This window comes from Mycobacterium sherrisii (assembly GCF_002102355.1).
In the GTDB taxonomy this organism is placed as follows: domain Bacteria; phylum Actinomycetota; class Actinomycetes; order Mycobacteriales; family Mycobacteriaceae; genus Mycobacterium; species Mycobacterium sherrisii.
This window is the reverse complement of sequence record NZ_LQPT01000110.1, coordinates 1-26,570: the sequence shown is the minus strand read 5'-3', so window position 1 is coordinate 26,570 and position 26,570 is coordinate 1. Positions and strand designations below refer to the sequence as shown.

Here is a 26,570-nt window from a genome sequence, read left to right as displayed (position 1 = left end):
GTGTACCTGCATTCGGCCGTCGACGGGTTCTCCCGACTGTCCTACACCGAAGCCCTTGACAACGAAAAAGCCGTCACCGCAATCGGATTCATGCACCGCGCCCGGGTATGGTTCGCCGTCCATGGCATCGACCGCATCCAGCGGATCGTCACCGACAACGGCGCCTGCTACCGGGCCAAAGACTTCGCCCACGTGCTCCACGGCGCACGCCACCAATTCATCACGCCCTACACCCCGCGCCACAACGGCAAAGTCGAGCGCTACAACCGCATCCTGGCCGAAGAGTTCCTCTACGCCAGGACATGGACCTCAGAAACCCAACGCGCCGAAGCACTCAAAGTCTGGAACATCCACTTCAACTACCATCGACCACACTCTGCCGCCGCAGGCCAGCCACCAGCATCACGACTCGCCACCGGCGTCACCAATGTCATGGCCTCATACAGCTAGCCGATCACCCGGGATCAGAAGGGCAGCTTGACGCGCGAGCTCTTGACCTGTTCCCCGACGCGTTCGCGGGCCACGTCGGCCAGCTGGTTACCGTGAACGCGGGCGGCCTCCGCCAGTTCCTCCCTGCGTTCCCGGGCCTTGCGCGCCAACGTCTCGCTGCGCTTGCGGGCCTTCTTCGCCAGCGGCGCGGCCCGGTCGGCGGCCTCGTCGGCCAGTTTCTCGCTGCGCTTGCGCGCCTTTTCGGCCTTCTCGGCCAGCTCGTCGGCGAACTTTTCGCCGCGCTCACGCGCCTTTTTGGCCAGCGGGGCGCTGCGCTCGGCGGCGGCGCTAGCCAGTTCGCGGCCCCGGTCGAGGGCCACCTCCGCGTAGGGTGCGCCGCGTTCGGCCGCCGTGCTGGCCAACTCCCGGCCCCGTTCGGCGCCGATCTGCAGTCCGTGCGCGATCCGCTCGCTCAGCTCGCCGAGGTCGGCGTCGTCCGAGCCGGGCAGTGCCGAGGAGACCCGCTCCGAAAGTCGCTCGGCGGCGCGGCGGCTGCGCCACCCCAGCGACGGCTTGCCCGCCGTGTCGGCGGCCGCGATCAACAGACCACCGACCAGGCTGAGGTCTTTGAGGAACTCCCGGCGCAACGCGGCCTTGCGCTCGGGATCGGTCTCCGTCCAGAAGGAGTAGCTGCCGAAGTTGGCGGGCAGCACGGTGACGGCCAGCACCGCCGACGCGAGCCGCGGCAACTTGCCCGTGGCGAGCAAGAGCCCGCCACCGATCTGGACGGCGGCGGTGATCTGCGCGAATGTCTCGGGATCGTTCGGGATGCTTCGAGCCACCGGATCCGGCAATGCCTGCAGGCCGTCCACGGCAGGTGCTGCGGCTTGCGCAGCTGACTTGGGATTGAGGAGGGATTCAACACCCTGGCCGATAAATGCAACCGACAGCAGCGGCCGCGCGATTCTGCGGATCAACATGGCACGGGGATTACCCGACGGGTCGGCAAACAAACCGTCGGCGTCGCCGCGGTTGATGGGCCGATATGGTGGAACGCGTGCGGGCGCTGATCATCGTCGACGTGCAAAACGATTTCTGCTCGGGCGGCTCGCTGGCCGTCGCCGGGGGTGTCGAGGTGGTGCGCGCGATCAGCGCATATCTGGGCGGCAAGCCGGGATATCAGCATGTCGTGGCGACCAAGGATTTCCACGTCGACCCCGGCGATCATTTCTCGGATCACCCTGATTTTTCGTCGTCCTGGCCGCCACACTGTATTGCCGGGACTCCCGGCGCGGACTTCCGGCCCGAACTCGACACCAGCCGGATCGAGGCGGTGTTTTGCAAGGGCGCCTACTCGGCGGCCTACAGCGGCTTCGAGGGGGCCGACGCCAACGGGACGTCACTGCTTGTCTGGTTGCGCCGGCACGGCGTGGACGAGGTCGACATCGTCGGCATCGCCACCGACCAGTGTGTGCGGCGAACGGCCGAGGACGCGGCCCGGCACGGTTTCGCGACCCGAGTCCTGGTGGATCTGACGGCGCCGGTGGCACCCGATTCGATCGACGCGGCATTTGCCGAAATGAGAAGTGCCGGAGTCGAGTTAGTCGGGAAGCCGTGATGGCGGCACCGAATCACGAAGCACTGCTGGCGGCCGTCGAGCGGTCGCCACAGGCAGCCGCGGCACACGACCGCGTCGCTTGGGTGGGGTTGTTCACCGGCGACGGCCGCATCGAAGACCCGGTGGGATCTCGCCCGCACCGAGGCCGAGTCGAGATCGAAGACTTCTACCACACTTTCATCGGCCCACGCGAAATAACCTTCCACCGCGATCTCGATATCGTCTTCGGCACGGTGGTGTTGCGCGACCTCGAGCTCGAGGTGTCGATGGGATCCACCGTCACGATGTACATCCCCGCCTTTCTGCGCTACGACCTTCGAGAGACGAACGGCGCGTGGCAGATTGCTCGGCTGCGGGCGTATTGGGAGCTGCCCGCCATGATGCTGCGGTTTCTGCGCAGCGGACCGGGCGCGACATGGCCCGCCCTGCAGCTGACGCGAGATCTGTTGAGCAATCAGGGGCTAGCGGGCACGGCAGGTTTCCTGCGCGGCTTTCGCCGACCCGGCGGGCGGCACAAGAAGCTGCTCGATACCTTCCTGCGGGCCGTTGCCGGCGGTGCTATTTCGGCGGCCGAGGATACGTTGTCGCCGTCTGCGGCAATCACTTTGGGCGATGACCAGACGCTGGATCTTGCCGAACTCGCGGTCGAGCTCGGCGGCGCGCGCCGGCTCAAGATGATCGGGGCCGGCGCTGTGCTGGCCATTTCACTGGATTCACGTCACGGGCGCGGCATCATGTTCGCCGAGCTGGCTCGGCACGGCAAAGCGATCAACGGTATTCGCTATTTTCCTGCCTGACCCCGGGTACGAATCCGTTCCGGCCGGCGCTGGCCGCGGGCGCGCAGGTCACGACCGTTGTCACCGCCGTCAGCACACCATGACGCATCTATTGCCGTGGGTATGACCGGTGCCGTAGAAATAGCTGTCAAGGAACGGAGGCAACCGATGAGCGTGGTGCGAAACGTGGGCGTCGGAGTAGCGATCACCGCCCTGTTGACTGTGACGGCGGGCTGCGGCAAAGACGAGAAATCTTCGTCCACGTCGTCATCGACCTCGAGCTCCGCGGCGTCGCCGAGTTCGAGCTCTTCTTCGTCGTCATCGAGCGCGCCGTCCTCCGGTTCGGCGCCGCTGGCGGACTATTCCAATCTGTTGATCTCGGCCGAGGACATCGGCGCCGACACCACCTTGGGCCCGCCCCAACAGAATCCTGGCGGCGTGGCCGGAGTGGCGGTGACCTTCAGCAACAACTCCAAAACCCACACCATCACCGACCTGCTGGTGGTCTTCACCGATGCGGCCGCGGCGGCCGAGGAAGCCAAGAACCGTCCCGCCGCGCTGAGCAAATACGTCACCGGCACGCCGCAGCCGTTCGAGGTAGGCACCAACGGCGTCATCGTCGTCGGCCCCTCGCCGGACAACACCAAAGCCGTGACCTACGTGGTGTTCTCGGAGGGCAAGGTGGTCGTCGACCTCGAATTCGACAGCGCGCCCAACGACAACGCTCCGCAGGACTTCGTGCTCGACGTCGCCAAGAAGCAGGACGAGGCCGTCAAAACCCGCCAGACCAGCTAGTAGCGCATGGCGACCAGCAACGCCAACGACGCCGCGGACAAGCACAGATACGCGCCCGGAAAGGCGATGTTGTACAACACGCGCGCCCTGAGGTGAGCCACGACCGCGCCGACGAAGAACAGCACCAAACCGGTAGCGGCCGCGAGCGCCAACCCCGGTAGGCCCACCAATCCGGTAAGCAGTCCCACCGCGCCGGCCAGCTTTGCCGTTCCCAGCGCCGGTAACCACGACCGAGGCACGCCAACCTCGGACGAGTTCGCCAAGACGAACCCGGCGGGGATGAAGTCGGGAAGAGCGACCCCGGCAATGCTGATTGCGGTGATCAGGGTGATCACAAGATATGCGGTGTGCATGCGAATCGAGTCCTTCCTTCGTCCATTCCGTTGTGGTGCAGCTCTTTTCCGCACCGGTGAGCCGCATGACCGTGCCGCGTGCCGCGGCGCACAATCGATGCGGTCATCTCCTTGACGACCGCCGTGCACAAAAGGTGACGCCATGAACGCAACCGAAAATCGGCCACATCTCGCAGAGCTGGCGGCGCGGTTCGAGTCGGACCGCCAGCATCTGCGGGCGGTGGCATTCCGGCTGCTCGGCACGCTCGCCGACGCCGACGACGCGGTCCAGTCCGCCTGGCTGAAGGCCAGCAGTGCGGACGGCGTCGGCGACGTCGGCAACCTGACCGGCTGGTTCACCACGATCACCGCGCACGAGGCGTTCGATCAGCTGCGCGCGCGCAAGCGACGCGCCGAGCGGCCCGTGGCCGATGTCGACGAGTTGGACCGGCTGGCACCGTCGGCGTCCGCACCGGCGGACGAGGACGTGCTGCTGGCCGAGTCCGTCAGCAGTGCCGTGCTGGTCGTACTCGACCGCCTCTCGCCCGCGCAGCGGGTCGCGTTCGTCTTGCACGACGTCTTCGCCGTGCCGTTCGAGACGATCGCTGAGGTGCTAGACCGTTCCCCGGCTGCGGCGAAAAAGCTGGCGAGCCGGGCCCGTTCGCGACTGCAGCACGAGCCGTCCGGCGACCCCGGCCGCACCGCCCGCCACCTCGAGATCGTCGAGGCCTTCCTGGCGGCGTCGCGCGGTGGTGACATCGCCACGTTGCTCGATTTGCTGGCGCCCGGTGTGGTGCGCCGCGTCGATCCCATGCTGGTTCCCGCGGGCGTGCCCGACCAGTTGGGCGGAGCCCGTGCGGTGGCCGAGGAGACCCGTCGATTTGCTCGCCGTGCGCAGGCCGGCGTCGTCGTGCTGATCGGCGGCGCGCCCGGCATTGCGATCGCGGCGCGCGGACGCGCACAAATCCTGCTGCAGATCGAAATCGGGGCCGACGACCGCATTCACGCGATCGACATCACCGCCGATCCGGACCGTTTGCGCCGGGCCGTGCTGACACTGCCGTTTCCGGCACACGCCCGTCTCATCGGGTACCAAGGACATGGGACAAGGCCGGCGGGGGCGCCGGCCTCCGGGTGAAAACGGGAGCCGGATGCTCGACAAGCCGTTCGCACGGCGCCACCTCATGCGGGGCGCCGGCGTGTTCGCCGCTGCCGCCGTGGCGCCTTGGGCCAGCGGCTGTGCGCACGACGACGACGCCCTAACGTTCTTCTTCGCCGCCAATCCGGATGAGGCCGCCGCCCGGATGCGGGTCGTCCACGAATTTCAGCGGCAACACCCCGACATCAAGATCCGTCCGGTGCTGTCCGGACCCGGCGTAATGCAGCAGCTGTCCACGTTCTGCGCCGGCGGTAAATGCCCGGATGTGCTGATGACCTGGGACCTGACCTACGCCGAACTCGCCGGCCGCGGGGTGCTGCTGGACCTGAACACCATGCTGTCCCAGGACACGGCATTTGCCGCGCAGCTGAAATCCGATAGCATCGCGGCGCTCTACGACACCTTCACCTACGACGGCGGACAGTTCTCGCTGCCGGAGCAATGGTCCGGAAACTACCTGACCTACAACAAGGAACTGTTCGCCAAGGCCGGCGTGCCGGCGCCCCCGACATCGTGGGAAAACCCGTGGAGTTTCGCGCAATTCGCGGATGCGGCCACCGCGCTCACCCGCCGCGACCGGTCCGGCCGGGTCACGCAGTGGGGCTTCGTCAACACCTGGGTGTCCTACTATTCGGCCGGACTGTTCGCCATGAACAACGGCGTGCGTTGGTCCACGCCACAAAAAAACCCCACGCACTTCAACTTCGACGACCCCGCGTACATGGAGGCCGTGCAGTTCTATGCCGATCTGGCCAACAAGCTCAAGGTGGCACCGAACGCGTCGGAGGTGCAGTCGATGTCGACGCCGGACCTGTTCGCCACGGGTAAGGCCGGAATGGCACTCGGCGGTCACTGGCGATACCAGACGTTCATCCGCCCGCCGGGCCTGGACTTCGACGTCGCACCCCTGCCCGTCGGCCCGGCACTGCCGAAAGGACATGGCGCGTGCTCGAATATCGGCACCACCGGGCTTGCAATCTCCGCGAGCAGCCGACGCAAGGAGCAGGCTTGGGAATTCGTCAAGTTCGCGACCGGCCCCGTCGGGCAGGCAGTGACCGCTGAGACGTCGCTGTTCGTCCCCGTGCTGCGATCCGCCCTGGGCTCCGCCGGCTTTGCCGCGTCGCATCGCCGGTTGAACAACGTGGGCATCCTTACTGACGGTCCGTGGCGCTCTCAGGGGCTTCCGGTCACGCCGGCGTGGGAGAAGATCGTCGCCCTGATGGACCGCAACATGGGGCCCATCCTGCGTGGCGCGCGGCCCGCGACGTCGCTGGGTGGACTGTCCGACGCCGTCGACGAGGTGCTGCGTAACCCATGACCTCAGCCAACAGAGCCGTCGGGCTCGCGTCACGTTCCGCCAAGCAACGCCCCCGGGGACCGTATCCGTCGCGGCGGCGCGCCTGGGCGGGACGCCTGTTCGTCGCGCCGAACCTTGCCGCCGTCACGGTGTTCATGTTGTTCCCGCTCGGGTTCTCGCTCTACATGAGTTTTCAGCAGTGGGACGTGTTCCAGCCACCAAAGTTTGTGGGCCTGAAGAACTTCGAGGACTTGTTCACCTCCGACCCGTTGTTCCTCATCGCCATCCGCAACACGGTCGTCTTCACACTCGGCACGGTCATACCCACCGTCGCCATCAGTCTCGCCGTCGCCGCGGTGCTCAACCGGAAAGTCAAGGGCATCAGCATCGTTCGGACCATCGTCTTTTTGCCCCTGGCCATTTCGTCGGTGGTGATGGCGGTGGTATGGCAGTTCGTCTTCAACACCGACAACGGGCTGCTCAACATCATGCTCGGCTGGATCGGGGTGGGTCCGGTGCCGTGGCTGGTCGACCCGAATTGGGCGATGGCGTCGCTGTGCATGGTGGCGGTGTGGCGAAGCGTCCCGTTCGCCACCGTTATTCTGTTGGCCGCGATGCAAGGAGTGCCCGAAACCGTATACGAGGCCGCCAGAATCGACGGCGCGGGCGAGATACGGCAATTCCTGTCGATCACGGTGCCGCTGATCCGCGGCTCACTGTCGTTTGTCGTCGTCATCTCAATCATCCACGCGTTCCAGGCCTTTGACGTCGTGTATGTGCTCAACGGCGCCAACGGCGGCCCGGAGACGTCGACTTATGTGCTGGGTATCATGCTGTTCCAGCACGCCTTCTCGTTCCTCGAGTTCGGGTATGCATCCGCCCTCGCATGGGTGATGTTCGCCATCTTGCTGGTATTAACGCTGGTGCAGATGCGGCTATCTCATCGGCGATCATGGGAGGCGTCTCGTGGCCTTGGTTGAGGGAGTGTTCAAACGCACTGTGGTTCGGACCGTCCCGGTTTACGCGGCACTGATCGCGATCGCGTGGTGCTGGCTGTTCCCGGTCGCCTGGGCGGTGTCGGGGTCGTTGAAGAGGGAGGGGGAGATCAGCGAGCCCCGGCTGCTGCCCGCCCATCCGCAATGGTCAAACTATGCCGAGGTGTTTCGGGTGATGCCGTTCTGGCGAATGTTCTTCAACACCGTGTTGTACGCCGGGGCCGTCACCGCCGGGCAGGTCTTCTTTTGCTCGCTGGCCGGATATGCGTTCGCGCGCCTGCAGTTCCGGGGCCGTGACACCCTGTTCGTGTTGTACCTGGGGACGCTGATGGTGCCGCTGACGGTCACCGTGATCCCGCAGTTCATCCTGATGCGCACGGTGGGTTGGGTCGACACCCCGTGGTCGATGATCGTGCCCGGCCTGTTCGGTAGCGCGTTCGGCACCTACCTGATGCGGCAGTTCTTCCAAACGCTGCCCGGCGATCTCGAGGAGGCCGCGATTCTGGACGGCTGCTCGCCGTGGCAAATCTACTGGCGGATCCTGTTGCCGCACGCTCGCCCCGCGGTGATGGTGCTCGCCGTGCTCACCTGGGTCAACGTCTGGAATGACTTTCTGTGGCCACTGCTGATGCTGCAACGCAACAGCCTGGCCACGCTGACCCTCGGGTTGGTGCGGCTGCGCGGCGAGTATGTGGCCCGGTGGCCGGTCATCATGGCCGCCTCGATGCTCATCATGGTGCCGTTGGTCGTCATCTACGCGGTTGCGCAGCGCTCCTTCGTCCGCGGCATCGCCGTGACCGGGCTGGGTGGGTGAGCGTGGCTTCGGTCAGTTGGGAGCGGGCAACGCGGCGGTATCCCGGCGCGGACCGTCCAGCGCTAAACGGCCTCGACTTGTCGGTCGCCGACGGCGAATTCGTCGTGCTGGTCGGGCCGTCGGGATGCGGCAAGACCACTTCGCTGCGCATGGTGGCCGGGCTAGAGACATTGGACGACGGCTGCATCCGGATCGGGGATCGCGATGTCACCGATCTCGATCCGAAAGATCGTGACGTGGCGATGGTGTTCCAGAACTACGCCCTGTACCCACACATGACGGTCGCCCAGAACATGGGTTTCGCGTTGAAGATCGCCAAGGCGTCGAAGACCGAGATCCAAGAACGGGTACTGGATGCGGCCAGATTGTTGGATCTTCAGCCGTATCTGGATCGCAAGCCCAAGGACCTTTCGGGTGGGCAACGGCAGCGGGTGGCGATGGGACGGGCGATCGTGCGCCGCCCGCAGGTTTTTCTGATGGACGAGCCGTTGTCCAATCTCGACGCCAAATTACGTGTGCAAACCCGCAATCAGATTGCCGCGTTACAGCGCCGCCTCGAGACCACGACGGTGTACGTCACCCACGACCAGGTCGAGGCGATGACGATGGGGGATCGGGTGGCGGTGTTGCGCGACGGTGTGCTGCAACAGTTTGCCGCGCCGCGTGAGCTTTACCGCAACCCAGCCAACGTTTTCGTCGCCGGATTTATCGGATCCCCGGCCATGAACCTGTTCACGCTTCCAGTCGTCGATTGCACCGTGTCGCTGGGTGATTGGCCCATCAGACTGCCCCGGGAGCTCGCCAACGGCGCGAGCGAAGTCGTGGTGGGGGTGCGTCCGGAGCACTTCGAGCTGGGTGGGCTGGGCGTCGAGATGGAGATCGACGTCGTCGAGGAGCTTGGTGCCGACGCCTACCTGTACGGACGAATCACCGACTCTGCCAAGGGAAATGACAAACATGTCGTTGCCCGCGCCGACGGCCGCAATCCGCCGCAGAAGGGCAGCCGGGTGCGGCTGCATCCCGAGCCGGGACATTTGCATTTCTTCGACGTCGAGGGGGAGCGAATGCGATGAGCACCTCACGCGCGGATCTGGTCTTCCAGGGCGGCGGAGTCCGGGGTATCGGGTTGGTCGGGGCGGTGGACGCGCTGACCGCGGCGGGCTATGAATTCCCCCGCGTCGCCGGCACCAGCGCCGGCGCGATCGTCGCGTCGCTGGTGGCCGCGCTGCAAGCGGGTGGCGAACCGATGTCCCGGCTCGCCGAGATCATGCGGTCGATCGACTATCGAAAGTTCTTGGACCGCACCTTGATCGGACACGTTCCGCTGGTGGGCGGGGGTCTTTCGCTGCTGTTATCCGAGGGTGTGTACCGCGGGGATTACCTGGAACGGCTGCTGGCCGGGCTGCTGGCCGACCTCGGCGTGCGGACATTCGGTGATCTACGCACCGGCGAGGGACCCGAACAGTTCGAATGGTCGCTGGTCGTCACCGCCAGCGATCTGTCCCGCCGCAGGCTGGTGCGGATTCCGTGGGACCTCGACTCCTACGGCCTGGACCCGGACGAATTTCCGGTGGCGCGGGCCGTGCACGCCTCGGCGGCGATCCCGTACGTGTTCGAACCGGTGCGGGTGGCCGGCGCAACCTGGGTCGACGGTGGCCTGCTGTCGAGTTTCCCGGTGGCCCTGTTCGACCGGACCGAGCCGCGCTGGCCGACCTTCGGGGTCCGGCTGTCGGCGCGGCCGGGGATTCCGCCGACCCATCCGGTGCATGGGCCGGTTTCGTTGGGGCTGGCCGCAATCGAGACGCTGGTGAGCAATCAGGACAACGCCTACATCGACGATCCGTGCACGGTCCGGCGCACCATCTTCGTGCCGGCCGAGGATGTCAGCCCGATCGACTTCGACATCACCGCGCAGCAGCGTGACGCGCTGTACGACCGCGGACTGCACGCAGCCCAGGAATTTTTGGCCGGGTGGGACTACCCGGCCTACCTCGCAGCCTGCGGCCTCCCGCGAGCCCAGGACTAGGCCCGCGCCCCGGCGTCACGTTCGCGACCCCGCGCGAATTGTATTGTGACAGCTGAAAATTCGTTATCGCAGCCGCGTCGGGGTAGCAGTGCGACCAGCGGAACATAACCGGTCGGCGGCATCTCGGGCGGGTAGCCCTCCCGCAGAAACCGGACTGTGCGCGAGAGCAAAGTCGACATTCCCATGTCTTCACCCCCGGTTATCCGAAGCGACTTACGTGTTGCTGAAAACGTAGCAGCGGCGAAATGGTGGGCGCCGCTACGGCAACGCCGTCCTTACGTGATTCGGGTCGATCTTTTCGGTTTACTAGCGCTGCTCGCCCGGGCGCGCCATCACCCTGTTTGGCCGCAACCGTTCCTAGGATGGCCCGGGTGACGGATCGCTACGGAATCGATGTCTTGGCCGCCGACCGGCGCAAACCGCGCTCGACCGAGCACCCTGCCGAATTGGGTCTGGTCGTCGAGGACGCGCAGACCGGGTATGTCGGCGCCGTGGTCCGGGTCGAGTACGGACGCGTCGACCTGGAGGACCGGCACGGCCGCGTCCGCGGCTTTCCGCTGGGGCCCGGGTACCTGCTGGACGGACGTCCGGTGATCCTGACCGCACCGCGGCGCGCGGCTCCCGCGCCGACGACCCGGACGGCCTCGGGTTCCGTCGCGGTGCCGGGGGCACGCGCGCGGGTCGCGCGCGCCAGCCGGATCTACGTCGAAGGGCGCCACGATGCGGAACTCATCGCTGGGGTATGGGGCGAGGATCTGCGTATCGAGGGTGTCGTCGTCGAACATCTCGGTGGCGTGGACGATTTGGTGGGCATCGTGGCAGAATTCGCCCCCGGCCCGGGCCGTCGCCTCGGGGTGCTCGTCGATCACCTGGTGGCGGGTTCGAAGGAGGCACGCATCGCCGAGGCCGTGCGCCGCGGCCCGGGCGGCCCGCACACCCTGGTCGTCGGTCATCCCTATGTGGACATCTGGCAGGCGGTGAAGCCACAGCGACTCGGCCTGACGGCCTGGCCCGACGTGCCGCGACAGCTCGAGTGGAAGCACGGCGCCTGCCGGGCCCTCGGTCTGCCCCACGCCAACCAGGCCGACATCGCCCGGGCCTGGCGGCGCATCCGCTCCCGGGTGCGCGACTGGAACGATCTGGAACCCGAGTTGATCAGCAAGGTCGAGGAACTCATCGACTTCGTGACGGAGCCGGGTCGCTGACCCGCCTCGGTGCGGTCGACCGCGCCGGCAGGCCCAGAGCCGCCGAACACAGCAGCACCCCGCCCAGCGCGATCACGTTGAGCACGGCGTCACGGGTTCCATACATGTGCAGCATCCTCAGGTGAAAGATCAGATGCAGCAGGTTGAACATCGTCCAGGTCGCGGCCGTGACGAGCCGCAGCGTCCGATTCGAAAGCTGAACCAGCGTCAGCACACTCAGGACGGTCAGGCCCAGGTACATCCCGCCGACATCGGTCACCAGATGCTCGTTGTACGGCCCGAGCACGGGAAGCCAGCTCAGGCCCATGCCCGGAAAGGTGTTGTACCAGTTAAGCGGGGCGAGATACGCCCAGCAGCCGACGGTGACGCCGGACAGCGCCAGGACTGACAAACACGCGCGGTAGCGGAGGAGTTCATGAGATCTCATGAGATCTCATGAGATTTAGAACGGCACAAGTCCGGTAGATGTGACAGGGCGACCTCCCAGACGTCGACTTAGGCTAGGCTAAGTCGACGTTCCCGGTGGCGGGACAGGAATCGGATGTATGAACGGCGGATTCGGCGTTTTCGGCGTTTTCTTCGGCACGTTTCTCATCGGGCTGCGCGAGGGCCTGGAGGCAACGCTGATCGTGAGCATCGTCGCCGCGTTTCTGCAGCGGAACGGTCGATCGCCCCGTCCCATGTTCGTCGGCGTGGCCCTGGCCGTGCTGATCAGCATCGCGGTGGGCGTCGGCCTGGATCTCTTCTCCGCGACGTTGCCGCAGGTGCAGCAGGAAATGTTGGAGACGGTCATCAACGCCGTCGCCGTGGTGTTCGTGACGTCCATGATCGTCTGGATGAACCGCAACGCCGCGCGACTCAAGGGCGAACTCGAGCGGGAGGCGCAACAGGCCCTGAATCGTGGCGGCGCACTCGCGCTGGGGATGATGGCATTCCTCGCCGTCCTCAAAGAGGGGTTCGAGACCTCGGTGTTCTTGTTGGCGGCCGCCCAGACCTCGCACGGCAATCGATGGTTCGCCGTGCTGGGCGGCGCGGCGGGCATCGCCACGTCGATCGCGGTGGGGATCGGCTTGTACCTCGGCGGGCTGAAACTCAACCTGGGCCGCTTCTTCCGGATCACCGGCGTGTTCCTGGTACTGATCGCCGCCGGACTCGTCCTGGCGGCGCTGCGCACCGCGCATGAGGCCGGCTGGGTGACGCTCGGCCAGCAACAACTGCTCGACTTCTCGCACTGGTTACCGAGCCAGTCCGTCCTGGGCGCAGTGCTGGCCGGAGTGTTCGGCATACCGACCGATCCCCGCCTGATCGAGGTGCTGGGCTGGCTGTTGTACGCGATGCCCGTGCTCGTCATCTTCCTGTGGCCACCGCGTCTTGCCGCGGCGCCCCGAACCCGGTGCCGACTGCTGGTGGCGACGTCGGCGGTGCTGACCATCGGCGCCGCGGTGCTCGCGATCGCGGGTCCCGGCGGCACCCGGCCGGGGCCGCACCCGCGCACCGTCACCGACCGGGCCGGGCACACCGCCCGGGTCTGGCTGGACGTCGAGCCGCGCGGATGCACGCTGGTCGTCGCCGAGGACGGCGGCGCGACCGGCCACCGCATCCCGCTCGCGCCGGCCGGCGACCAGATCGTCAACGGCTTGCCCGTTCAGCAATGGCAGGCATCCGAGGCAGCCGGGGCCGACGGTGCGCCGGACGTCACGCTGGATCAGTTGCGGAGCATGACGGGTGGGCGGCTGCCCGTCGGTCTCGCGCCCTCCCGCACCCCCGGGCCGTTCCTGGGGCAATGGGCGACGACCACCGTGTATACCGTGCTCGTGCACGGTGATTCGGTGGTGAGTGCGCAAGCGACGAGCAACCGCACAGCGCTGCTGACCGGCGGCGGGTTGACCGGTGCGAAGACCGTCAGCCTCGGTGGGCTGCCGACGGACTGGGCCACGTCGGGTGCCGAAGACCGCGCGACGGCGGCCGGAATCGTTGCGGGCGTCCACAATCGCGGTGATCGTCAGCTTTGGCATGTCTGGCTGCCGCTGGTGCTGGCGGGTTTGGCGTTCGCGGGCGCGGCGGCGGCGATAGCCTCGGCGCGCGTCAACAGCAGACAAACAGATGAGAGGAAATCGGTCGATGGTGGGTCGCATCGCTCGGGTCGCGTGCCGGTCGCGTGAAAGACGGCTGACCGCAATGCTTTTAGCTGCGGCCACGCTGTGCGCCGGCACGGCATGCAGCCATCCGAACAACGCTGGCTCGGCTGCGCCCGAGACCGGCTTGACCAGGGAGGTCAAGGTGACCATGACCAACACCGGGGGCAAGGACGAATGCACGCTGGATGCGAGCAGCGTGCCGGCCGGCCCGGTGACGTTCACGGTGGTCAATGCCAGTGCGGCGGGCATCACCGAAATGGAATTGCTCAAGGATCAGCGCATCGTCGGAGAAAAGGAGAACCTGGCGCCCGGCTTGGACCCGGTGTCCTTCACCATCACGCTCGACGGTGGTGCGTACCAACTGTATTGCCCCGGAGCCGGCACCGAGTACCAAGTCCTGACGGTGACCGGTCAGGCGCCGGCCGGGCCGACGGGCACGGTGGCGAGCATCCTCAGTCAGGGCACCAAGGACTACGCGGCCTACATCGTCAATCAGATCGGTCAACTTCTTGCCGGCGCGAAGGCACTCGACGCGGCGATCCAGTCGGGCAACCTCGACGCCGCCAAGGCCGCCTACGCCAAGGCCCGATTGTTTTATGAGCGCGCCGAATCCACCGTGGAGGGCTTCGTGCTGCCCGGCTTCGCCGTCGGCGACAATGCCGGCAGCCTGGACTATCTGATCGACATGCGCGCCTCCACGCCCGTCGACGCGAAGGTCGGCTGGAAGGGCTTTCACGCCATCGAACGCGACCTGTGGCAGGGTGGCGCCATCACCCCCCAAACGAAGGCCCTGAGCACCGAATTGGTCAGCAACGTCGGCAAATTGACCAACGTGGTCGCCGGCCTGCAGTACAAGCCCGAGGATTTGGCCAACGGTGCCAGCGATCTGATCGAAGAGGTGCAGAACACCAAGATCACCGGCGAGGAGGAGGAATTCAGCCACCTCGATCTGGTCGACTTCTCCGGCAATGTCGAAGGGGCGCAACAGGCTTACGCGGCGCTGCGGCCGGGGCTGTCCAAAATCGATGCGAGTCTGGTCGGCCAGATCGATCAGCAATTCCGCGCGGTGCTCGGTGTTTTGGACGGCTACCGCGATCCGTCGGCGCCGGGCGGTTACCGCACCTACACCCCGGCGCTGCAGGCCAGCGATGCGCCCAAACTGACCGCGGTGATTCAGCCGCTGCACCAGAGCCTGTCGACCGTCGCGCAAAAAGTAGTCTCCGCCAACTGACCATGGCCGCCCACGAACCCGTCCAACACGACGACACCGCCCCGGAGCCCACCGGTGCCTCGGTGTCGCGCCGGCGCATGCTCGGCGGCGCGATGGTGGCCGGACTCACCGGCGCCGCGGCCGGAGCCATCGGCGGCGGGCTCGCCGGCCATGCCCTGGCGGCCCGTCGCCCGGACCCGGACGACACCGTGGACCTGCGCCGCAGCTACCCGTTCTACGGTCAGCTGCACCAGGGCGGAATCGCAACCCTGCCACAGCGTTACGCCGTGTTCATGTCGTTCTCGCTGGCCGCCGGCGCCACCCGCGCCCAGCTGCAGGCGCTGCTGGCGCGGTGGTCGGCGGCGGTCGCGGTGCTGCAGCAAGGCAAGCCGGTGGGCACCGTTGCACCCCAAGTCGACGTGCAGCCGCCCACCGACACCGGCGAGGCGTACGGACTGAGCCCGGCGAGTCTGACCGTCACGATCGGCTTGGGCCCGGCACTGTTCGGCGAGCGGTTCGGCTTGGCCGCGCGGCGACCGGCGGTGTTCACCGAGCTGCCGCCGCTCAACGGCGACAACCTGGATCCGCGGCTGCACGGCGGCGACCTGTCGGTCCAAGCGTGCGCCGACGACCCGCAGGTGTGCTACCACGCCGTGCGCAACCTGGCCCGCCTCGGCCGCGACATCGTGTCACCGTACTGGGCGGTGCTGGGCTTCGGGCGGGCCTCGGCCGGCCCCGGACAGCAGACCCCGCGAAACCTGTTGGGGTTCAAGGACGGCACCCGCAACGTCAGCACCCAGGCCGAGTACGAGCGGTTTGTCTGGGTCACCGACCGCGACCAGCCCTGGATGAACGGCGGGACGTATCAGGTGGTCCGCAAGATCCGGATGCTGCTCGAGACCTGGGATGTCGACCGGATCGGCAACCAGCAGAAGATCTTCGGCCGCACCAAGCAGGAAGGTGCACCGCTGAGCGGCAAGTCCGAATTCGACACACCGAATTTCGCGGCCACCGGCGCCGACGGCAACCCGCTCATAGACCCGCTGTCCCACGTCGCGCTGGCCGCCCGGGAAAACAACGACGGGATCATGATCCGGCGCCGGTCCTACAACTACACCGACGGCCTCGACCCCAACGGCCAACTCAACGCGGGACTACTGTTCATCTCGTATCAAAAAGATCCGCAAGATTTTATTCGGCTGCAGAACCGGCTCGGCGCCAACGATTTGCTCAACGAGTACATCCGACACATCGGCTCAGCAATCTTCGCGGTGCCACCCGCGCCGGAGGAAGGCCACTACATCGGGCAGCAGCTGTTCGGTTGAGCAAATCCCACCCGGCCACGCTGGACGGCCGTCGGGTGTGGCGTTTCGGGCAACGGGTCTATGGTGTCTACCCGGTCACCGGATCCGGTCCACCGTCACGCGGGGGCGTCGGGCGAGCACTAACCCCGTGAGGATCAATTCAGCGAGAAACGGAGGAAGTTCATGACCGACGCGCTCGTCATCGATGCGGAAGGGCTCGACCGGCTGTCCTGTAAGGCCAAAGAAAATCCGGCCACCGGCAAGAAGACCCTGAAAGCCAAGACCGTCTGTGAGGCGGGGTTTCGCAATATGACCTACGTGCGTGACCTCGCACCGATGCTCGTTGGGGAGCCACCGGCCCTGCTTGGCGACGACTCGGCGCCCAATCCCTCCGAAACGGCCCTGGCCGCGTTGGGGTCCTGCATATCGGTCGGTCTGCTGGCCAATGCCACTCACCGCGGCGTGACGCTGACCAAAATCGAGGTCGAGATGGAAGGCGACATCGACATCTCCGCGGTGTGGGGAGTCGGTGACACCCCGGACGGCAAGGTGCTCGGCTTCACCGCGGTCCGTTGCCAGGTGACGCTGGCCGGCGATGCCGACGACGCGACACTCAAGGAAATTCACGACAACGCCATCGCCTGGTCGCCGGTGGTAAACACGTTCCGCCGTCCGGCGAGCGTCGACTCGACGTTGTCCATCGGCTAGGGCGACGGCGGGTTCGGTGACGACAGATGGCACGACGAGAACAGGGGGCGCTGCCGTGACCGCGACCGTGAACGCCGCACTCGAAGGGCTCGATCCGCAATTGCTGGCCGACATCCGCGCCCACGCGGACGCATTGGACCGCTGCGAGGAAACCTCCCGACGCAGTTTCTCCCGGCTCGGCGCCGCCGGGCTGCTCGGCCTGGGCGCACCGGGCAACGGCGACGGGAGGCTCCCGCGGATGGCCGAGATCATCGCCCAGATCTCGGGCGAATGCATGAGCACGGGATTCTCGGTGTGGGCGCACCGGATGGCGGTGGAGTATCTGCTCGCCGCCGCGACACCATTCGCCCTCGCGGCGGCTCAGCCGCTGCTCGCCGGGACCGTGCTCGGGGTCACCGGCATGGCCTCGGCGTTCAAGGAGGCCGCCGGCTGCGGCAGTCTGGACCTCACCGCGGTGCCGACCGACGGGGGGTACCGCCTGAGCGGATCGCTGCGGTGGGCCAGCAACCTGTATCCGGACTCGATGATGGTGACCGCGGCGCGTGCCGACGGCGGCGAGAGGCTGATCGTGGCGCTGCCGTTGGACACCGCGGGCGTCGTGATCGGCGACCACTTCGATTTGCTCGCGATGGGCAGCACCGCCTCGTCGTATCTGACGTTGAACGACGCGTACCTCGACGCGGCGCAGGTGCTGTCCACGGACTTCGACGCTTTTCTGCAAGCGGTACGCCCGACGTTTCTCGTCCTGCAGTCCGCGATGTGCCTGGGGCTCAGCCGCACCGCCCTGGACCAGAGCCGGCTGGCGCTGCACGGGGTCAACGCGGTCTTCGCCGCGCAGGTCGACGCGGCCGCGGAGAAGCTCGCCGCGGCGGAGGCGACGCTGGCGGCGTTGTCCGCGGCTGTCGGCCATAACACGCCGGCCGACAAGGAGCCCACCAAGAAGGAGTTGCTGTCGCTGCGCCTTGCCGCCGCCGAATTATCCAGCGCCAGTGCCGATTTGGAGATCCGTACGGCTGGCGGCAAGGGATATGCCAGCCGAACGCCGGCCAGTCGACGCTACCGCGAGGCGGCCTTCATCCCGGTGCAGTCCCCCTCGGAGGCCCAACTGCGTTGGGAACTGGGACGATGCGCTTGAGTTCGGGTCCGTGGCGACACCGGTGACGGTGCCCTCGGACGGCACTCGGCACCAGGTCGCGGGTATCCCGTTGACCAGTCTGGTGCGCGATTTCCATCGACCACTGGTGAAATTCGCTCGCACCGTTGTGGATTCACCGACGGCCGCCGAAGAAGCGGTGCAAGAGGCCTGGGTGCAGGTGTTGCTGTCGGCCGACTCCTTCGAAGGCCGCTCCTCGGTGAGCACCTGGCTATTCGGCATCGTCAGGAATACCGCCTTGCGCTACCGGCGCCGCGAATCCCGTATCCGTGACCATGAGGTGCTGGCCGCGACCGATGACGGCGATCCACTGTCGGGCCGCATGCATCCGGCCGGGCACCCCGACGCCGGGCACTGGAGTGTGCCGCCGTCACGCCGTTTCCTACCGGAAGACCGCACCGTGGCGCAGGAGCTCATCGGCTACGTGCGTACGGCTTTGGATGCGCTGCCGCCGCGGCAGCGGCAACTCGTGATCCTGCGCGACCTCGTCGGCGCGTCCGCCGACGAGGCGGCCGAAATTCTGCAACTCACCGCCGAAGGGCAGCGCGCACTTCTTTACCGGGCCCGCGGCAACCTCCGCAATGAACTAGAAAAGCGGTATCGCCAATGACCTTGCACGACAACGCAGTTCCCGCAATCGACTGCGTCGATTTCGTCCGAATGGTCGACGACCTGGTCGACTCGGACCCGGCTCAATGGGGCCCGATCGTGGCCAAACACCTCGAGGATTGCCCGCCTTGTCTGGTCTATCTGCAACAGATGCTGGACCTGAAGGTTCTGCTCAACCACGTATTCGCGGGCGAACGGCTCAGCGACGAACACATCGCGGGCGTCATCCGAGCGATCGAAGACCTCACCGAGGGGCACGCCGGGGGCACTCCGTCCCGACCGGTCGGGGACTAAAGTCTCACGACCGCGGGCGCGTCGGCTAATACCGTTACTCCTGAGGAGAGGAGTACGAAATGTCGGTACCCGTAAAGCCACTGGGCATCGTCGCCGCGGTCGACGGCTCGCCCGCGTCGAACGCCGCCGTCGTCTGGGCCGCTCGCGACGCCGCGATGCGCAACATTCCATTGACCCTGTTTCACGCGGTGGCGACCCCCACCGCGACGTGGCCACCCGTCCCATATCCGGACTCGTTACTGGTCAAGCTGGAGGACGACTGCCGCCGGCAACTCGCCCACGCGTCCAAGCTGGCCGAGGAGGCGGTGACCGATCGCAAGGTGGCCGTCCGCAAAGAGTTCGTCTATGCGAGTCCGGCGCCCGCCCTGATCAACATGTCCGAGGAGGCGGAGATGATCGTGGTGGGCAGTTCCGGTCGCGGCCTGCTCGGCCGCGGTCTGCTCGGGTCGGTCAGTTCGTCGGTGGTGCGGCACGCCAGGTGCCCGGTCTCCGTCATTCGTGACGAGGACTTGGCCGACCCCGTGCACGGCCCCGTGCTGGTCGGAATCGACGGTTCCCCGGCCTCCGAATTGGCCACGGCGATCGCGTTCGATCAGGCATCGCGGCGCGGCGTCGAGCTGGTGGCGTTGCACGCATGGACCGACATCGCGGTGCTCGAACTTCCGGCATTCGACTGGCAGGCGGTGGAGGCCGACGCGCAGCGCAGCCTCGCCGAAAACCTGGCCGGCTGGCAGGAACGCTATCCCGACGTCACGGTGCGTCGACTACTCGTTCGCGACCTGCCGGCCCAGCAGCTGATCCAGCAGGCGAAGGACCTCGAGGCGCAGCTGGTCGTGGTGGGCAGTCACGGCCGGGGCGGTCTGACCGGTCTGATCCTGGGGTCGGTCAGCAACACCGTCCTGCATTCGGTCAAGGCCCCGGTGATCGTCGCCCGGCCGTCATAGCGGGCCCGGATGGGCCGGCGGCGGCGACCGGGCCCACCGTCACCAGCGCGGCGCCCACGGCGAAGATCGCGGCGGTCATCCACCCAAACCTGCCGTTCGGGGCGAACCCGGTGGCGGCGACGTAGCCGAGACCGTACGCCTCCATGACGGCGCCGGCCAGCATCATAGGCTCGGTCCAACGCGCCGAGAGTCGAACGCCGACCATCGGCAAGGGGGCGGCGAACACTCGCCGTCCCCACCACAGCAGCACCAGCTCCATCGCCGTGACCAGGCCGAGGATCACCACCCATTCCAGCCGCCCCAGCCACCAGCCGGCGGTGCCCTCGGTCGGCTGCGGCAACAGCCCGGCCGGGTAGCCGACGACGGCCACGATCACGACCGGGATCATGTGCCACAGGTACAGGGCCATCACGTTGGTGTTCGCCACGGCGAGCAGGCGTTCGACCAGCCGGGCCCGCAGGATGCGATCGAGCGCGGGTGCGACGGCCATCGCGATTCCGGCCTGTGTGCACCCGAACGCCAGCATGGCCACGGTCGGTGGGGACGTGTTCTGCACGGCTTGGCCGGGAACGCCGATCATGCTGATCGGGTAGCCGCCCAGCCAGATCAGCAGCGCGAGCGCCACGCCCGAGGCGGCTGCCAGCAGCACGGGCCGGCGCCCGGCCAACTGTCCGCCATGCCAAGCGATTCCGAGTTGATGTAGCGTGCCCCAGCACAACAGATAGTTCAGCCAACCGAGGTCATGCAGCGGGCCCCGGGTCACCAGGGTGTCTACCAACGCCACTGTGACCGCCAGTGCCGCCGGCACCAACAGGCCCCAACGGCGTTGTGCGGCAACGGCAATCGGAGTCAACGACACCACCACGAGGTAGACGGCCAGGAACCACAGATGCATTGCCACGGCCCATCCCGCGTACTCGAGTACGGATTCGCCGACGCCGGAGGCCGCCGCGACCAGCACTGCCACCGACACCACCGCGGCATACACGGCGGTCGGGCCGAGCACCCGCGCCAGCCGGCGCCGAAGCCAGGCTTGGCGCGCCTCGCCGCCGGCCACGCGATGGTGTGTCCACGACACCGCGCCGGCATAACCGGCCACCAGAAAAAAGATCGGCACCGCCTGAAACGGCCAGGTCAGCCATTGCGTCCAGGGCATGTCCACGAGCGGGTTCTGGCGGCCGAAACGCCCGTCGGAGTAGGTCACGGATCCGGCCAGCCAGTGTCCCAGCACGATCAGCATCACTCCGGACACGCGCAGGTAATCCACCGCCAGATTGCGGACGGGCCGGCCCGAGCCTGGGTGGTCCATCAGATCGCGGAGAACTCGACGCGGTACACATCGCCACGGTACCCAAAGGTTGCCCGGACGGCGCACGACGAAACGGGCCAGTCGCGCGAGTCGCGGCGCGGCCGTGCCGGCCGGGAGCCGGCGGTTACAGCGAACTCTTCAGCACGGCAACGGTTTCTAGGTCGTCAAGGGACTCGACGGCGCGCCGCAGACCCTCCATCGCGATGTCCTCAACCTGCATCCCGCCCATGCCCGCGGTAATCAACGAGGCGACGTAGGCATACAGCGAGCTTTGCCGGTAGCGCAGCCAGAAGTCGTCGCGGTCGAGCTCCGGACCGCCGCGGGCGGCCAACGCCCTGCGGTAGGTGTCCAGCAGCTCGCGCTGGGCGGCACGCCGGTCCTGCGGGGTCAGGCTGGTGATCAGGGTGTAGGCCAGCTCGCGGGACGGATGTCCGCGCCGCACCGCCTGCCAATCGAGCAGGCCGGGCTGACCCGCACGGAAGTACATTTTGCCGGGATGCGCGTCGCCGTGCATGACGGTGTGCGGGGGAGTGTCGATCAGGGTCGTGACGGCCCGGCAATTTTCGGCAATGAAGCGGCCCTTCTCCACCGGCAGGGTGGTCCGCTCGCCGAGCCGTTTCATCGCGGCCGTCATCAATGATCCGGTCAGCAACGACGTGATGTCACCCGACGGCGTGTACAGCCAGCCCAGCGACCCGTTTCCGTTGCGGCGCAGGCGGTCCCAGAACGAACCGTGCACGGTGGCCAAGAGCTCGACCACCAGGGCGGCCTGGTCGACGGTCAACGGGTGCAAGGTATCGGGAAAGACGCACGACCCGGGCAGGTCTTCCAGCACCAGCAGGTAACGACCGGTCCACCCGTCAAATGCCGTGCCGTAGGCCAGCGGGACGCCGGAAAGCTCGGGAGCGAGTTGGCGATAGAAGCGCACCTCGGTGCTGCCCAGCCGGCCCAGCTCACCCATCAACCGAGTGGCCGCGCGCTGCGCCGCGATCTTGACGAACACCGAGTCCGGCACGTCGGTGCCCGTCAGCGCCAGCCTTGCCCGCGACGACGTCCCGGCATCGCTGTTCAGCACCCGCATCGACCTGACGTGGCGGCCCATCACGCGGGACAGGACCGCGGTGTTGAGGTCGCCGACCGTTCGGGGCAGGCCCGCCCGGCTGCCGACGATCATGTCGGTGCTCACCCGGCCGGCGCCCCGGCCGAGATGGGCCGCCAGGCCGACGGCCGAGCGAGCCTGCGCAACCGGGTTTGTCATATCGCTGTCCGTCCTGTGGGCGCCGTTGCCCAGGCGTTCTTCGTCACTTCGCGGGGCTAGTGCAGCTGCTGATCGGCGCGGGCCAACGCTCCTGGGCCGTAATGCTTTTCGATCAACGCCCAGGGGTCGGCAAACGGCCCGCGCCCTTCCGCGCGGCGCTGTAGCTTCAGCACGGCCAGCAGGATGGGTCGCAGTACCGGGCCCAGGACCCGCAACACCCGGCGCAGATTGCCCCGGGATTCGGCGACCCAGGCCATCGTTTCGCGCCAATCATGTTCTTGAAAGTCGAGCAGGGCCTGCGCTTCGGTGGTGTCGAACCAGCCGGTGAAACTCCAGCCGCGATCGTCGTTCGGATCGCCGGGCAGGTAGGCCGACGGGCCGAGCCGGCCCAGGCCGACCGCGGCCATCAGATCGCCTTCGAGTTCGTGCTCGAGCATGACGCAGGTTTCGTTGCCGCCGATCAGCAGCACCTTCCCGGAGATTGCCGCCAAGCGGTCGACGCCGTTGGCGAACGCCAGCGCCGCGTCCCGGGCGTCCACGGTGTGCATCCGATTGTCACCCGGCATCGACCGCATCAACACCAGGTAGTCGCGGGGCAACCCCGAGGCGGTGTCAGGCGAGATCACACCGGCGAGGCGAAACAGGGCATGCGGCAGCCCGCTCGCGCGGACCGCCGCCTCCGCCAGCACCTTGTCCTGCCCGTACTGGTCGATGGGGTGCACCGGGGTATCCGGGGTGATCCGCTCCGGATACCGGTAGGGGTTGCGCGGGCCGTAGACCGCGGCGCTGGATGCCAGCAGAAACAGTGGGGGGTGCGCCACGGCCGCGGCGGCGGCCACCAGGTTTTGGGTGCCGCCCACGTTGACCCGCCTGGCCAGCCCGGGGTTGCGGTACGACGGCGGCGAGACGACGGCCGCCAGGTGAATGATCGCCCCGGGCTGATGGGCGTGCACCAGTTCACGCACCGCCGCAGCGTCCAACAGATCGACGTAGGCCGGGATCAACGCCTCCGGCGCCGCTGCCGACAGTTCCTTTTGCACCGCAACGGTTTTCTCGGTGCGCAGGTCGGTCGCGACGACGGTTCGTCCCCGCTCGAGCAGGATCTGTACGCAGCGCTTGCCGACCTGACCGAACGCGCCGGTGACCAGAACGGTATCAACGGACATGGGGCTCCTAGCTGTGCAGCCGCCGTTTGGCGAGTCGGGCGGCAGTGTTGCGGATTCGATCGGAGATGTTGAACGAGAACAGCGGGGTGACGATGTCTTCGCGCAGCCGAGTTAGCTTGGAACTCTTGATGAGCCACTGCCCGTCGATGTTTTCGTAGGTTTCGTGGTAGTGGCCGTAGCCCACCAGGCTCACCCCAGGTCCGAACCGCACGACGTCCTGCAGCGCCCACACTCCCCGCGCCGTCGTCGCCGAGGTGAGGTCGATCTCGGGAGCATGTACCTGGTGAGCGGTAACCTGCGCCGGGCGTCCGATGTTCTTGCGGGTGAAGGCGACGAACGCGTCGGCGCCGGTGATCAGTTTGCCGCCGGCACCGGAGGTATCGCTGACGAAGTCGTCGGTGAACAGGGCCCGCCACGCGGTCCAGTCCTTGGTGTCCAGATACCGGCAATAGCGTGCCTTGAGCTGCTTGATCGACTCGATTGCCAGCAGCGCGCCAGCTGTATCATCAGGGATCACCCGCCCAGCCTGACATTGGCGCGCGAGTCCGGCGTTGGCGGGGCCTCAGCTCTTGTAGTAGACGAGCTGATGCGTGGTGGCCAGCAACTCGCCCGCACGTGTCCACAGTTGTGCGCTCTGATCGGAATGGCCGTGCGCGAAGCGATGGGCGTGCGCGGTGGCCAGGACATAGTCGCCGCCCAGCGCGGCGAGCTGTTGCGCATCGGCGTGGAAGTAGGTGGTCATCGAGATCGTCCCGGCCGGCACGACTTTCCCGCGGCGCTGGAACACCCGCGGATAGAAGACATCGCACAGCGCGGCCAGTGCCGGGTAGTCTACGGGGCGCCGCGCCCGGTCACGGACCCACAGCGTGCACGGCGACGTCGGGGCGGGCTCGGTCTGCAGTCCCGAAAGCGCACCCCGCACGAAGCGCATCTCGTAAAGGCGTGCCCAGGCGACGATCATGTCCGGGCCGCCGCGCGCCGGGATGGACTCCGGTGCCGGCGCGGCGGGAGGCCGCGCTTCGGTGTCGCCCCAGGCTTCGCGACGGCCTCCGAATACCGCGGTCGCGGTGGTCTTGATCTCGCCGTGCTGGCTCAGTTCGGCGATCCAGTGCTGGTTGCTGCGGTTGGTTCGGGCGGCTGAAGCGAGATGTCGAAGTCGCCGTCGGCGATCGGTGCGGCGAAGTTGACGGTCACCGCCAGCGGGTCGCCCAGCCGATCGGGGTGGCTCTGAATCGCCCGCAGCAGCACGGCGGTGGTGATGCCGCCGAACGGGCCTACCATGTTGGCCCACTCGGGGTGAGTCCGCCCGCGCCTGGTGTCGCCGCCGAGGGTCTGCAGCTGAAGGGCCGTATCAAAGGGATGCGTGGACGTCATGCTGACCGCACCCTACTTGGGCCCCAAGATCAGAACACGGGCTATCACATTTTGGCGCATCATCACACTATGATTACGGTGTAATTTCCGGGCGCGTGCGAACGGTCGACCGAGGGTGAGGACTGCGATGGCGTGGGATTTTGAGACGGATCCGGACTTCGCCGAAAAGCTTTCGTGGGTGCGTCAGTTCATCGATTCCGAGGTCATCCCGCTGGAGCCGATCCTGGCCGAGCTCCCCGCCGAGGAGTGGGATCGGGTCAAACGCCACCTGCAGGGGAAGGTCAAGGCGCAGGGCCTCTGGGGCCTGTTCCTGGACCCGAGCCTGGGTGGGCAGGGGTTGGGTCAACTCAAGCTCGCGCTGATGTCGGAGATCATCGGCCGGTGCATGGTCTCGATGGAGCTCTTCGGCGTGCAGGCCCCCGACAGCGGAAACATGGAGTTGCTGGCCCACGGCGCGACGGAGGCCCAAAAACAGCGCTGGCTGTATCCGAATCTCGACGGTCGGATCTCCAGCGCGTTCGCGCTGACCGAGCCGTTCTCGGCCGGAGCCGACCCGACCGTCATCGCGACCACCGCCGTGCTCGACGGTCAAGACTGGATCATCAACGGCCACAAATGGTTTACCACCAATGCCTCGTGTGCCGACATCATCTTGGTGGTCGCGGAAACCGATCCCGCGGGACGGCCGCACCGGCACGCCTCGATCGTCGTCGTCCCGGCGGGAACTCCGGGCATGACACTTCCTGAGTCAACCTCAGGCTGCGGTTTGCGGCTTTTGCGCGGCTCCGTGGAGGTTGGGGTTGTAGGGCTGGTGGGTGTGCCAGCAGCGGTAGATGACACGGGTCCAGGCGCGGGCCAGGATGCGGACGGCGTGGGGGTGGTCGTGTCCGCGAGCGCGGGCTTGGGCGTAGATGGCGGCGGCCCAAGGGCTTTGGTGGCGGCTGTTGTCGGCGAAGGTGGTCAGTGCTCGTCGGAAGCGTTTGTTGCAGGCCCAGCGGAAGTGCACGGCGTGCTGTTTGCCGGATGCCTTGGTGACCGGGGTGACCCCGGCCAGAGCGGCTATGGCGTCGGGTCCGTCGTAGGCTGCGCGGGAGTCGCCCCACTCGGCGAGCACCTGGGCGGCGTTGATCTGACCCGACCTTGGCAGCGACGTGAAGATCTCGGCGTCCGGGTGCTCCCCGAGGCGGGTGAGGGTCGACCGGTCGAGGGCCTTGCCGGCGTTGTTAAGTGCTTCCAGGACGGTGACCAGCGCCAGCACGGTGTCGTGGACTGCGGTGGTCAGGACGGGATCGGTAGTGCCCCGGGGGGCTTGGCGCAGGCGTGTCAGCAGCACTGCAGCCGGGCGGCGGCCAGAGTAGCCGTGTTTGGTCAGGAACGCCGCGAGGCGTTTTTCGCCCACGTGAGCAGCGGCGGCCGCGGTCGGGTAGTGGCGCAGAAACGCCAGGCTGATCGGGGACTCCACGTCGGCGAAGATCGCTTTGGCGCCGGGCCAGTGGTCCTCGAGCAGGGCGCTGAGTTGGTTGGTGGCCGTTACGCGCATACCGACGATGTCGTCGCGGGTGCGCACCACCGTGCGCAGCGCCTTGGTCTGGGCGCTGTAGGGCGCCACCGGACGCAGTCGATGGTGGCGCAGCCGCAGGTACTCGGCGATCACCAG

28 protein-coding genes and 2 pseudogenes are annotated in these 26,570 nt (G+C 67.1%); 20 read left to right on the top strand and 10 right to left on the bottom strand.

The genetic code is table 11. The features are described from left to right. Positions 1–450: integrase core domain-containing protein (locus AWC25_RS23665; RefSeq protein ID WP_142278710.1), on the top strand; the 450-nt coding region annotated here is incomplete at its 5' end. A 14-nt stretch (positions 451–464) separates the two neighbouring features. On the opposite strand, the gene AWC25_RS23660 is transcribed toward AWC25_RS23665, so the two are convergent. Beyond that, positions 465–1,409, bottom strand: a complete 945-nt coding sequence (locus AWC25_RS23660) for a DoxX family protein (protein ID WP_069401838.1) — start codon at positions 1,407–1,409, stop codon at positions 465–467. 77 nt (positions 1,410–1,486) lie between these two features. Here AWC25_RS23660 and pncA point away from each other — a divergent pair, with 77 nt between their 5' ends. The 3 genes from pncA (at position 1,487) to AWC25_RS23645 (ending at position 3,618) form a co-directional block, all read left to right on the top strand. Continuing rightward, positions 1,487–2,047 (top strand): pyrazinamidase PncA, encoded by a 561-nt coding sequence (gene pncA, locus AWC25_RS23655; protein ID WP_158089781.1) that lies wholly within the window; start codon positions 1,487–1,489, stop codon positions 2,045–2,047. Continuing rightward, complete coding sequence (locus AWC25_RS23650; protein WP_069401836.1) at positions 2,047–2,844, top strand: ketosteroid isomerase family protein; 798 nt, start codon at positions 2,047–2,049, stop codon at positions 2,842–2,844. The genes pncA and AWC25_RS23650 overlap by 1 nt, the downstream gene beginning before the upstream one ends. Positions 2,845–2,991: 147 nt before the next feature. Then, positions 2,992–3,618, top strand: coding sequence for a hypothetical protein (locus AWC25_RS23645; protein WP_069401835.1), 627 nt, complete (start codon positions 2,992–2,994; stop codon positions 3,616–3,618). Here the strand turns inward: AWC25_RS23645 and AWC25_RS23640 are convergent. Beyond that, a complete protein-coding gene (locus AWC25_RS23640) occupies positions 3,615–3,971 on the bottom strand; it encodes a DoxX family protein (protein ID WP_085167929.1) in 357 nt (118 codons plus the stop codon). The two genes, AWC25_RS23645 and AWC25_RS23640, sit on opposite strands and share 4 nt — an antisense overlap. 142 nt (positions 3,972–4,113) lie before the next feature. Between AWC25_RS23640 and AWC25_RS23635 the strand changes: the two genes are divergently transcribed. Genes AWC25_RS23635 through AWC25_RS23610 form a run of 6 tightly spaced genes read left to right on the top strand, consistent with a single transcriptional unit; the run spans position 4,114 to position 10,241 of the window. After that, the gene (locus AWC25_RS23635) at positions 4,114–5,088 is read left to right on the top strand and encodes a sigma-70 family RNA polymerase sigma factor (protein WP_085167927.1); all 975 of its coding nucleotides are present in this window, start codon (positions 4,114–4,116) and stop codon (positions 5,086–5,088) included. Between the two features lie 13 nt (positions 5,089–5,101). Beyond that, positions 5,102–6,427, top strand: coding sequence for an ABC transporter substrate-binding protein (locus tag AWC25_RS23630; protein WP_085167925.1), 1,326 nt, complete (start codon positions 5,102–5,104; stop codon positions 6,425–6,427). Then, a complete protein-coding gene (locus AWC25_RS23625) occupies positions 6,424–7,386 on the top strand; it encodes a carbohydrate ABC transporter permease (RefSeq protein ID WP_085167923.1) in 963 nt (320 codons plus the stop codon). Before AWC25_RS23630 ends, AWC25_RS23625 begins: the two co-directional genes overlap by 4 nt. After that, positions 7,373–8,215: a carbohydrate ABC transporter permease gene (locus AWC25_RS23620; RefSeq protein ID WP_069401830.1), complete on the top strand. Its 843-nt coding sequence runs from the start codon at positions 7,373–7,375 to the stop codon at positions 8,213–8,215. The genes AWC25_RS23625 and AWC25_RS23620 overlap by 14 nt, the downstream gene beginning before the upstream one ends. Before the next feature lie 2 nt (positions 8,216–8,217). Then, on the top strand, positions 8,218–9,288 hold the full coding sequence (locus AWC25_RS23615) for an ABC transporter ATP-binding protein (protein ID WP_069401857.1): 1,071 nt from the start codon (positions 8,218–8,220) through the stop codon (positions 9,286–9,288). Then, on the top strand, positions 9,285–10,241 hold the full coding sequence (locus tag AWC25_RS23610) for a patatin-like phospholipase family protein (protein ID WP_085167921.1): 957 nt from the start codon (positions 9,285–9,287) through the stop codon (positions 10,239–10,241). Before AWC25_RS23615 ends, AWC25_RS23610 begins: the two co-directional genes overlap by 4 nt. Here the strand turns inward: AWC25_RS23610 and AWC25_RS23605 are convergent. Then, positions 10,238–10,420, bottom strand: a complete 183-nt coding sequence (locus tag AWC25_RS23605; RefSeq protein ID WP_264033946.1) for a DUF3349 domain-containing protein — start codon at positions 10,418–10,420, stop codon at positions 10,238–10,240. The two genes, AWC25_RS23610 and AWC25_RS23605, sit on opposite strands and share 4 nt — an antisense overlap. A 192-nt stretch (positions 10,421–10,612) precedes the next feature. Between AWC25_RS23605 and AWC25_RS23600 the strand changes: the two genes are divergently transcribed. Beyond that, positions 10,613–11,446, top strand: coding sequence for a DUF3097 domain-containing protein (locus tag AWC25_RS23600; RefSeq protein ID WP_069401856.1), 834 nt, complete (start codon positions 10,613–10,615; stop codon positions 11,444–11,446). Here the strand turns inward: AWC25_RS23600 and AWC25_RS23595 are convergent. Continuing rightward, on the bottom strand, positions 11,415–11,837 hold the full coding sequence (locus AWC25_RS23595; RefSeq protein WP_232327198.1) for a hypothetical protein: 423 nt from the start codon (positions 11,835–11,837) through the stop codon (positions 11,415–11,417). The two genes, AWC25_RS23600 and AWC25_RS23595, sit on opposite strands and share 32 nt — an antisense overlap. Positions 11,838–11,991: 154 nt before the next feature. Here AWC25_RS23595 and efeU point away from each other — a divergent pair, with 154 nt between their 5' ends. The 8 genes from efeU (at position 11,992) to AWC25_RS23555 (ending at position 19,806) form a co-directional block, all read left to right on the top strand. Continuing rightward, the gene (efeU, locus tag AWC25_RS23590) at positions 11,992–13,608 is read left to right on the top strand and encodes an iron uptake transporter permease EfeU (RefSeq protein WP_085167917.1); all 1,617 of its coding nucleotides are present in this window, start codon (positions 11,992–11,994) and stop codon (positions 13,606–13,608) included. Positions 13,609–13,645: 37 nt separating this feature from the next. Next, the gene (efeO, locus tag AWC25_RS23585) at positions 13,646–14,815 is read left to right on the top strand and encodes an iron uptake system protein EfeO (RefSeq protein ID WP_211281073.1); all 1,170 of its coding nucleotides are present in this window, start codon (positions 13,646–13,648) and stop codon (positions 14,813–14,815) included. Positions 14,816–14,817: 2 nt separating this feature from the next. Next, on the top strand, positions 14,818–16,119 hold the full coding sequence (gene efeB, locus AWC25_RS23580) for an iron uptake transporter deferrochelatase/peroxidase subunit (protein WP_085167915.1): 1,302 nt from the start codon (positions 14,818–14,820) through the stop codon (positions 16,117–16,119). Between the two features lie 162 nt (positions 16,120–16,281). Further along, on the top strand, positions 16,282–16,806 hold the full coding sequence (locus tag AWC25_RS23575) for an OsmC family protein (protein ID WP_085167913.1): 525 nt from the start codon (positions 16,282–16,284) through the stop codon (positions 16,804–16,806). Positions 16,807–16,861: 55 nt separating this feature from the next. Beyond that, positions 16,862–17,941 carry an acyl-CoA dehydrogenase family protein gene (locus tag AWC25_RS23570; protein ID WP_085167911.1) on the top strand — a complete coding sequence of 360 codons (1,080 nt, stop codon included), beginning with the start codon at positions 16,862–16,864 and terminating at the stop codon, positions 17,939–17,941. A gap of 10 nt (positions 17,942–17,951) precedes the next feature. Next, positions 17,952–18,569: an RNA polymerase sigma factor gene (locus AWC25_RS23565; RefSeq protein WP_085167909.1), complete on the top strand. Its 618-nt coding sequence runs from the start codon at positions 17,952–17,954 to the stop codon at positions 18,567–18,569. Beyond that, positions 18,566–18,862: a hypothetical protein gene (locus AWC25_RS23560; protein WP_085167907.1), complete on the top strand. Its 297-nt coding sequence runs from the start codon at positions 18,566–18,568 to the stop codon at positions 18,860–18,862. The genes AWC25_RS23565 and AWC25_RS23560 overlap by 4 nt, the downstream gene beginning before the upstream one ends. 59 nt (positions 18,863–18,921) lie before the next feature. After that, positions 18,922–19,806 carry a universal stress protein gene (locus AWC25_RS23555; RefSeq protein WP_085167905.1) on the top strand — a complete coding sequence of 295 codons (885 nt, stop codon included), beginning with the start codon at positions 18,922–18,924 and terminating at the stop codon, positions 19,804–19,806. On the opposite strand, the gene AWC25_RS23550 is transcribed toward AWC25_RS23555, so the two are convergent. The 5 genes and pseudogenes from AWC25_RS23550 to AWC25_RS23530 form a co-directional block, all read right to left on the bottom strand. After that, positions 19,772–21,115 carry an acyltransferase family protein gene (locus AWC25_RS23550; protein ID WP_085167903.1) on the bottom strand — a complete coding sequence of 448 codons (1,344 nt, stop codon included), beginning with the start codon at positions 21,113–21,115 and terminating at the stop codon, positions 19,772–19,774. The genes AWC25_RS23555 and AWC25_RS23550 overlap by 35 nt on opposite strands. Positions 21,116–21,239: 124 nt before the next feature. Beyond that, positions 21,240–22,373 carry a phosphotransferase gene (locus AWC25_RS23545; protein WP_085167901.1) on the bottom strand — a complete coding sequence of 378 codons (1,134 nt, stop codon included), beginning with the start codon at positions 22,371–22,373 and terminating at the stop codon, positions 21,240–21,242. Between the two features lie 56 nt (positions 22,374–22,429). After that, positions 22,430–23,539 carry an NAD-dependent epimerase/dehydratase family protein gene (locus AWC25_RS23540; protein ID WP_069401818.1) on the bottom strand — a complete coding sequence of 370 codons (1,110 nt, stop codon included), beginning with the start codon at positions 23,537–23,539 and terminating at the stop codon, positions 22,430–22,432. Between the two features lie 7 nt (positions 23,540–23,546). Continuing rightward, positions 23,547–24,056: a nuclear transport factor 2 family protein gene (locus tag AWC25_RS23535; RefSeq protein WP_069401817.1), complete on the bottom strand. Its 510-nt coding sequence runs from the start codon at positions 24,054–24,056 to the stop codon at positions 23,547–23,549. A 45-nt stretch (positions 24,057–24,101) separates the two neighbouring features. Then, a pseudogene (locus AWC25_RS23530) lies at positions 24,102–24,913 on the bottom strand (acyl-CoA thioesterase). A 127-nt stretch (positions 24,914–25,040) separates the two neighbouring features. Here AWC25_RS23530 and AWC25_RS27915 point away from each other — a divergent pair. Further along, positions 25,041–25,625: pseudogene (locus AWC25_RS27915) on the top strand (acyl-CoA dehydrogenase family protein); the annotation flags it as partial. A 42-nt stretch (positions 25,626–25,667) separates the two neighbouring features. Here the strand turns inward: AWC25_RS27915 and AWC25_RS23520 are convergent. Continuing rightward, positions 25,668–26,570 (bottom strand): transposase (locus tag AWC25_RS23520; RefSeq protein WP_142279019.1); only part of this gene is annotated, 903 nt, incomplete at its 5' end.

Bases quoted from the DNA above. Each gene is read 5' to 3' on its own strand.
- AWC25_RS23660 (WP_069401838.1), bottom strand. From the start codon at position 1,409: ATGTTGATCCGCAGAATCGCGCGGCCGCTGCTGTCGGTTGCATTTATC.
- AWC25_RS23650 (WP_069401836.1), top strand. From the start codon at position 2,047: ATGGCGGCACCGAATCACGAAGCACTGCTGGCGGCCGTCGAGCGGTCG.
- AWC25_RS23645 (WP_069401835.1), top strand. From the start codon at position 2,992: ATGAGCGTGGTGCGAAACGTGGGCGTCGGAGTAGCGATCACCGCCCTG.
- AWC25_RS23640 (WP_085167929.1), bottom strand. From the start codon at position 3,971: ATGCACACCGCATATCTTGTGATCACCCTGATCACCGCAATCAGCATT.
- AWC25_RS23635 (WP_085167927.1), top strand. From the start codon at position 4,114: ATGAACGCAACCGAAAATCGGCCACATCTCGCAGAGCTGGCGGCGCGG.
- AWC25_RS23630 (WP_085167925.1), top strand. From the start codon at position 5,102: ATGCTCGACAAGCCGTTCGCACGGCGCCACCTCATGCGGGGCGCCGGC.
- AWC25_RS23625 (WP_085167923.1), top strand. From the start codon at position 6,424: ATGACCTCAGCCAACAGAGCCGTCGGGCTCGCGTCACGTTCCGCCAAG.
- AWC25_RS23610 (WP_085167921.1), top strand. From the start codon at position 9,285: ATGAGCACCTCACGCGCGGATCTGGTCTTCCAGGGCGGCGGAGTCCGG.
- AWC25_RS23605 (WP_264033946.1), bottom strand. From the start codon at position 10,420: ATGTCGACTTTGCTCTCGCGCACAGTCCGGTTTCTGCGGGAGGGCTAC.
- efeU (WP_085167917.1), top strand. From the start codon at position 11,992: ATGAACGGCGGATTCGGCGTTTTCGGCGTTTTCTTCGGCACGTTTCTC.
- efeB (WP_085167915.1), top strand. From the start codon at position 14,818: ATGGCCGCCCACGAACCCGTCCAACACGACGACACCGCCCCGGAGCCC.
- AWC25_RS23575 (WP_085167913.1), top strand. From the start codon at position 16,282: ATGACCGACGCGCTCGTCATCGATGCGGAAGGGCTCGACCGGCTGTCC.
- AWC25_RS23560 (WP_085167907.1), top strand. From the start codon at position 18,566: ATGACCTTGCACGACAACGCAGTTCCCGCAATCGACTGCGTCGATTTC.
- AWC25_RS23555 (WP_085167905.1), top strand. From the start codon at position 18,922: ATGTCGGTACCCGTAAAGCCACTGGGCATCGTCGCCGCGGTCGACGGC.
- AWC25_RS23550 (WP_085167903.1), bottom strand. From the start codon at position 21,115: ATGGACCACCCAGGCTCGGGCCGGCCCGTCCGCAATCTGGCGGTGGAT.
- AWC25_RS23545 (WP_085167901.1), bottom strand. From the start codon at position 22,373: ATGACAAACCCGGTTGCGCAGGCTCGCTCGGCCGTCGGCCTGGCGGCC.
- AWC25_RS23540 (WP_069401818.1), bottom strand. From the start codon at position 23,539: ATGTCCGTTGATACCGTTCTGGTCACCGGCGCGTTCGGTCAGGTCGGC.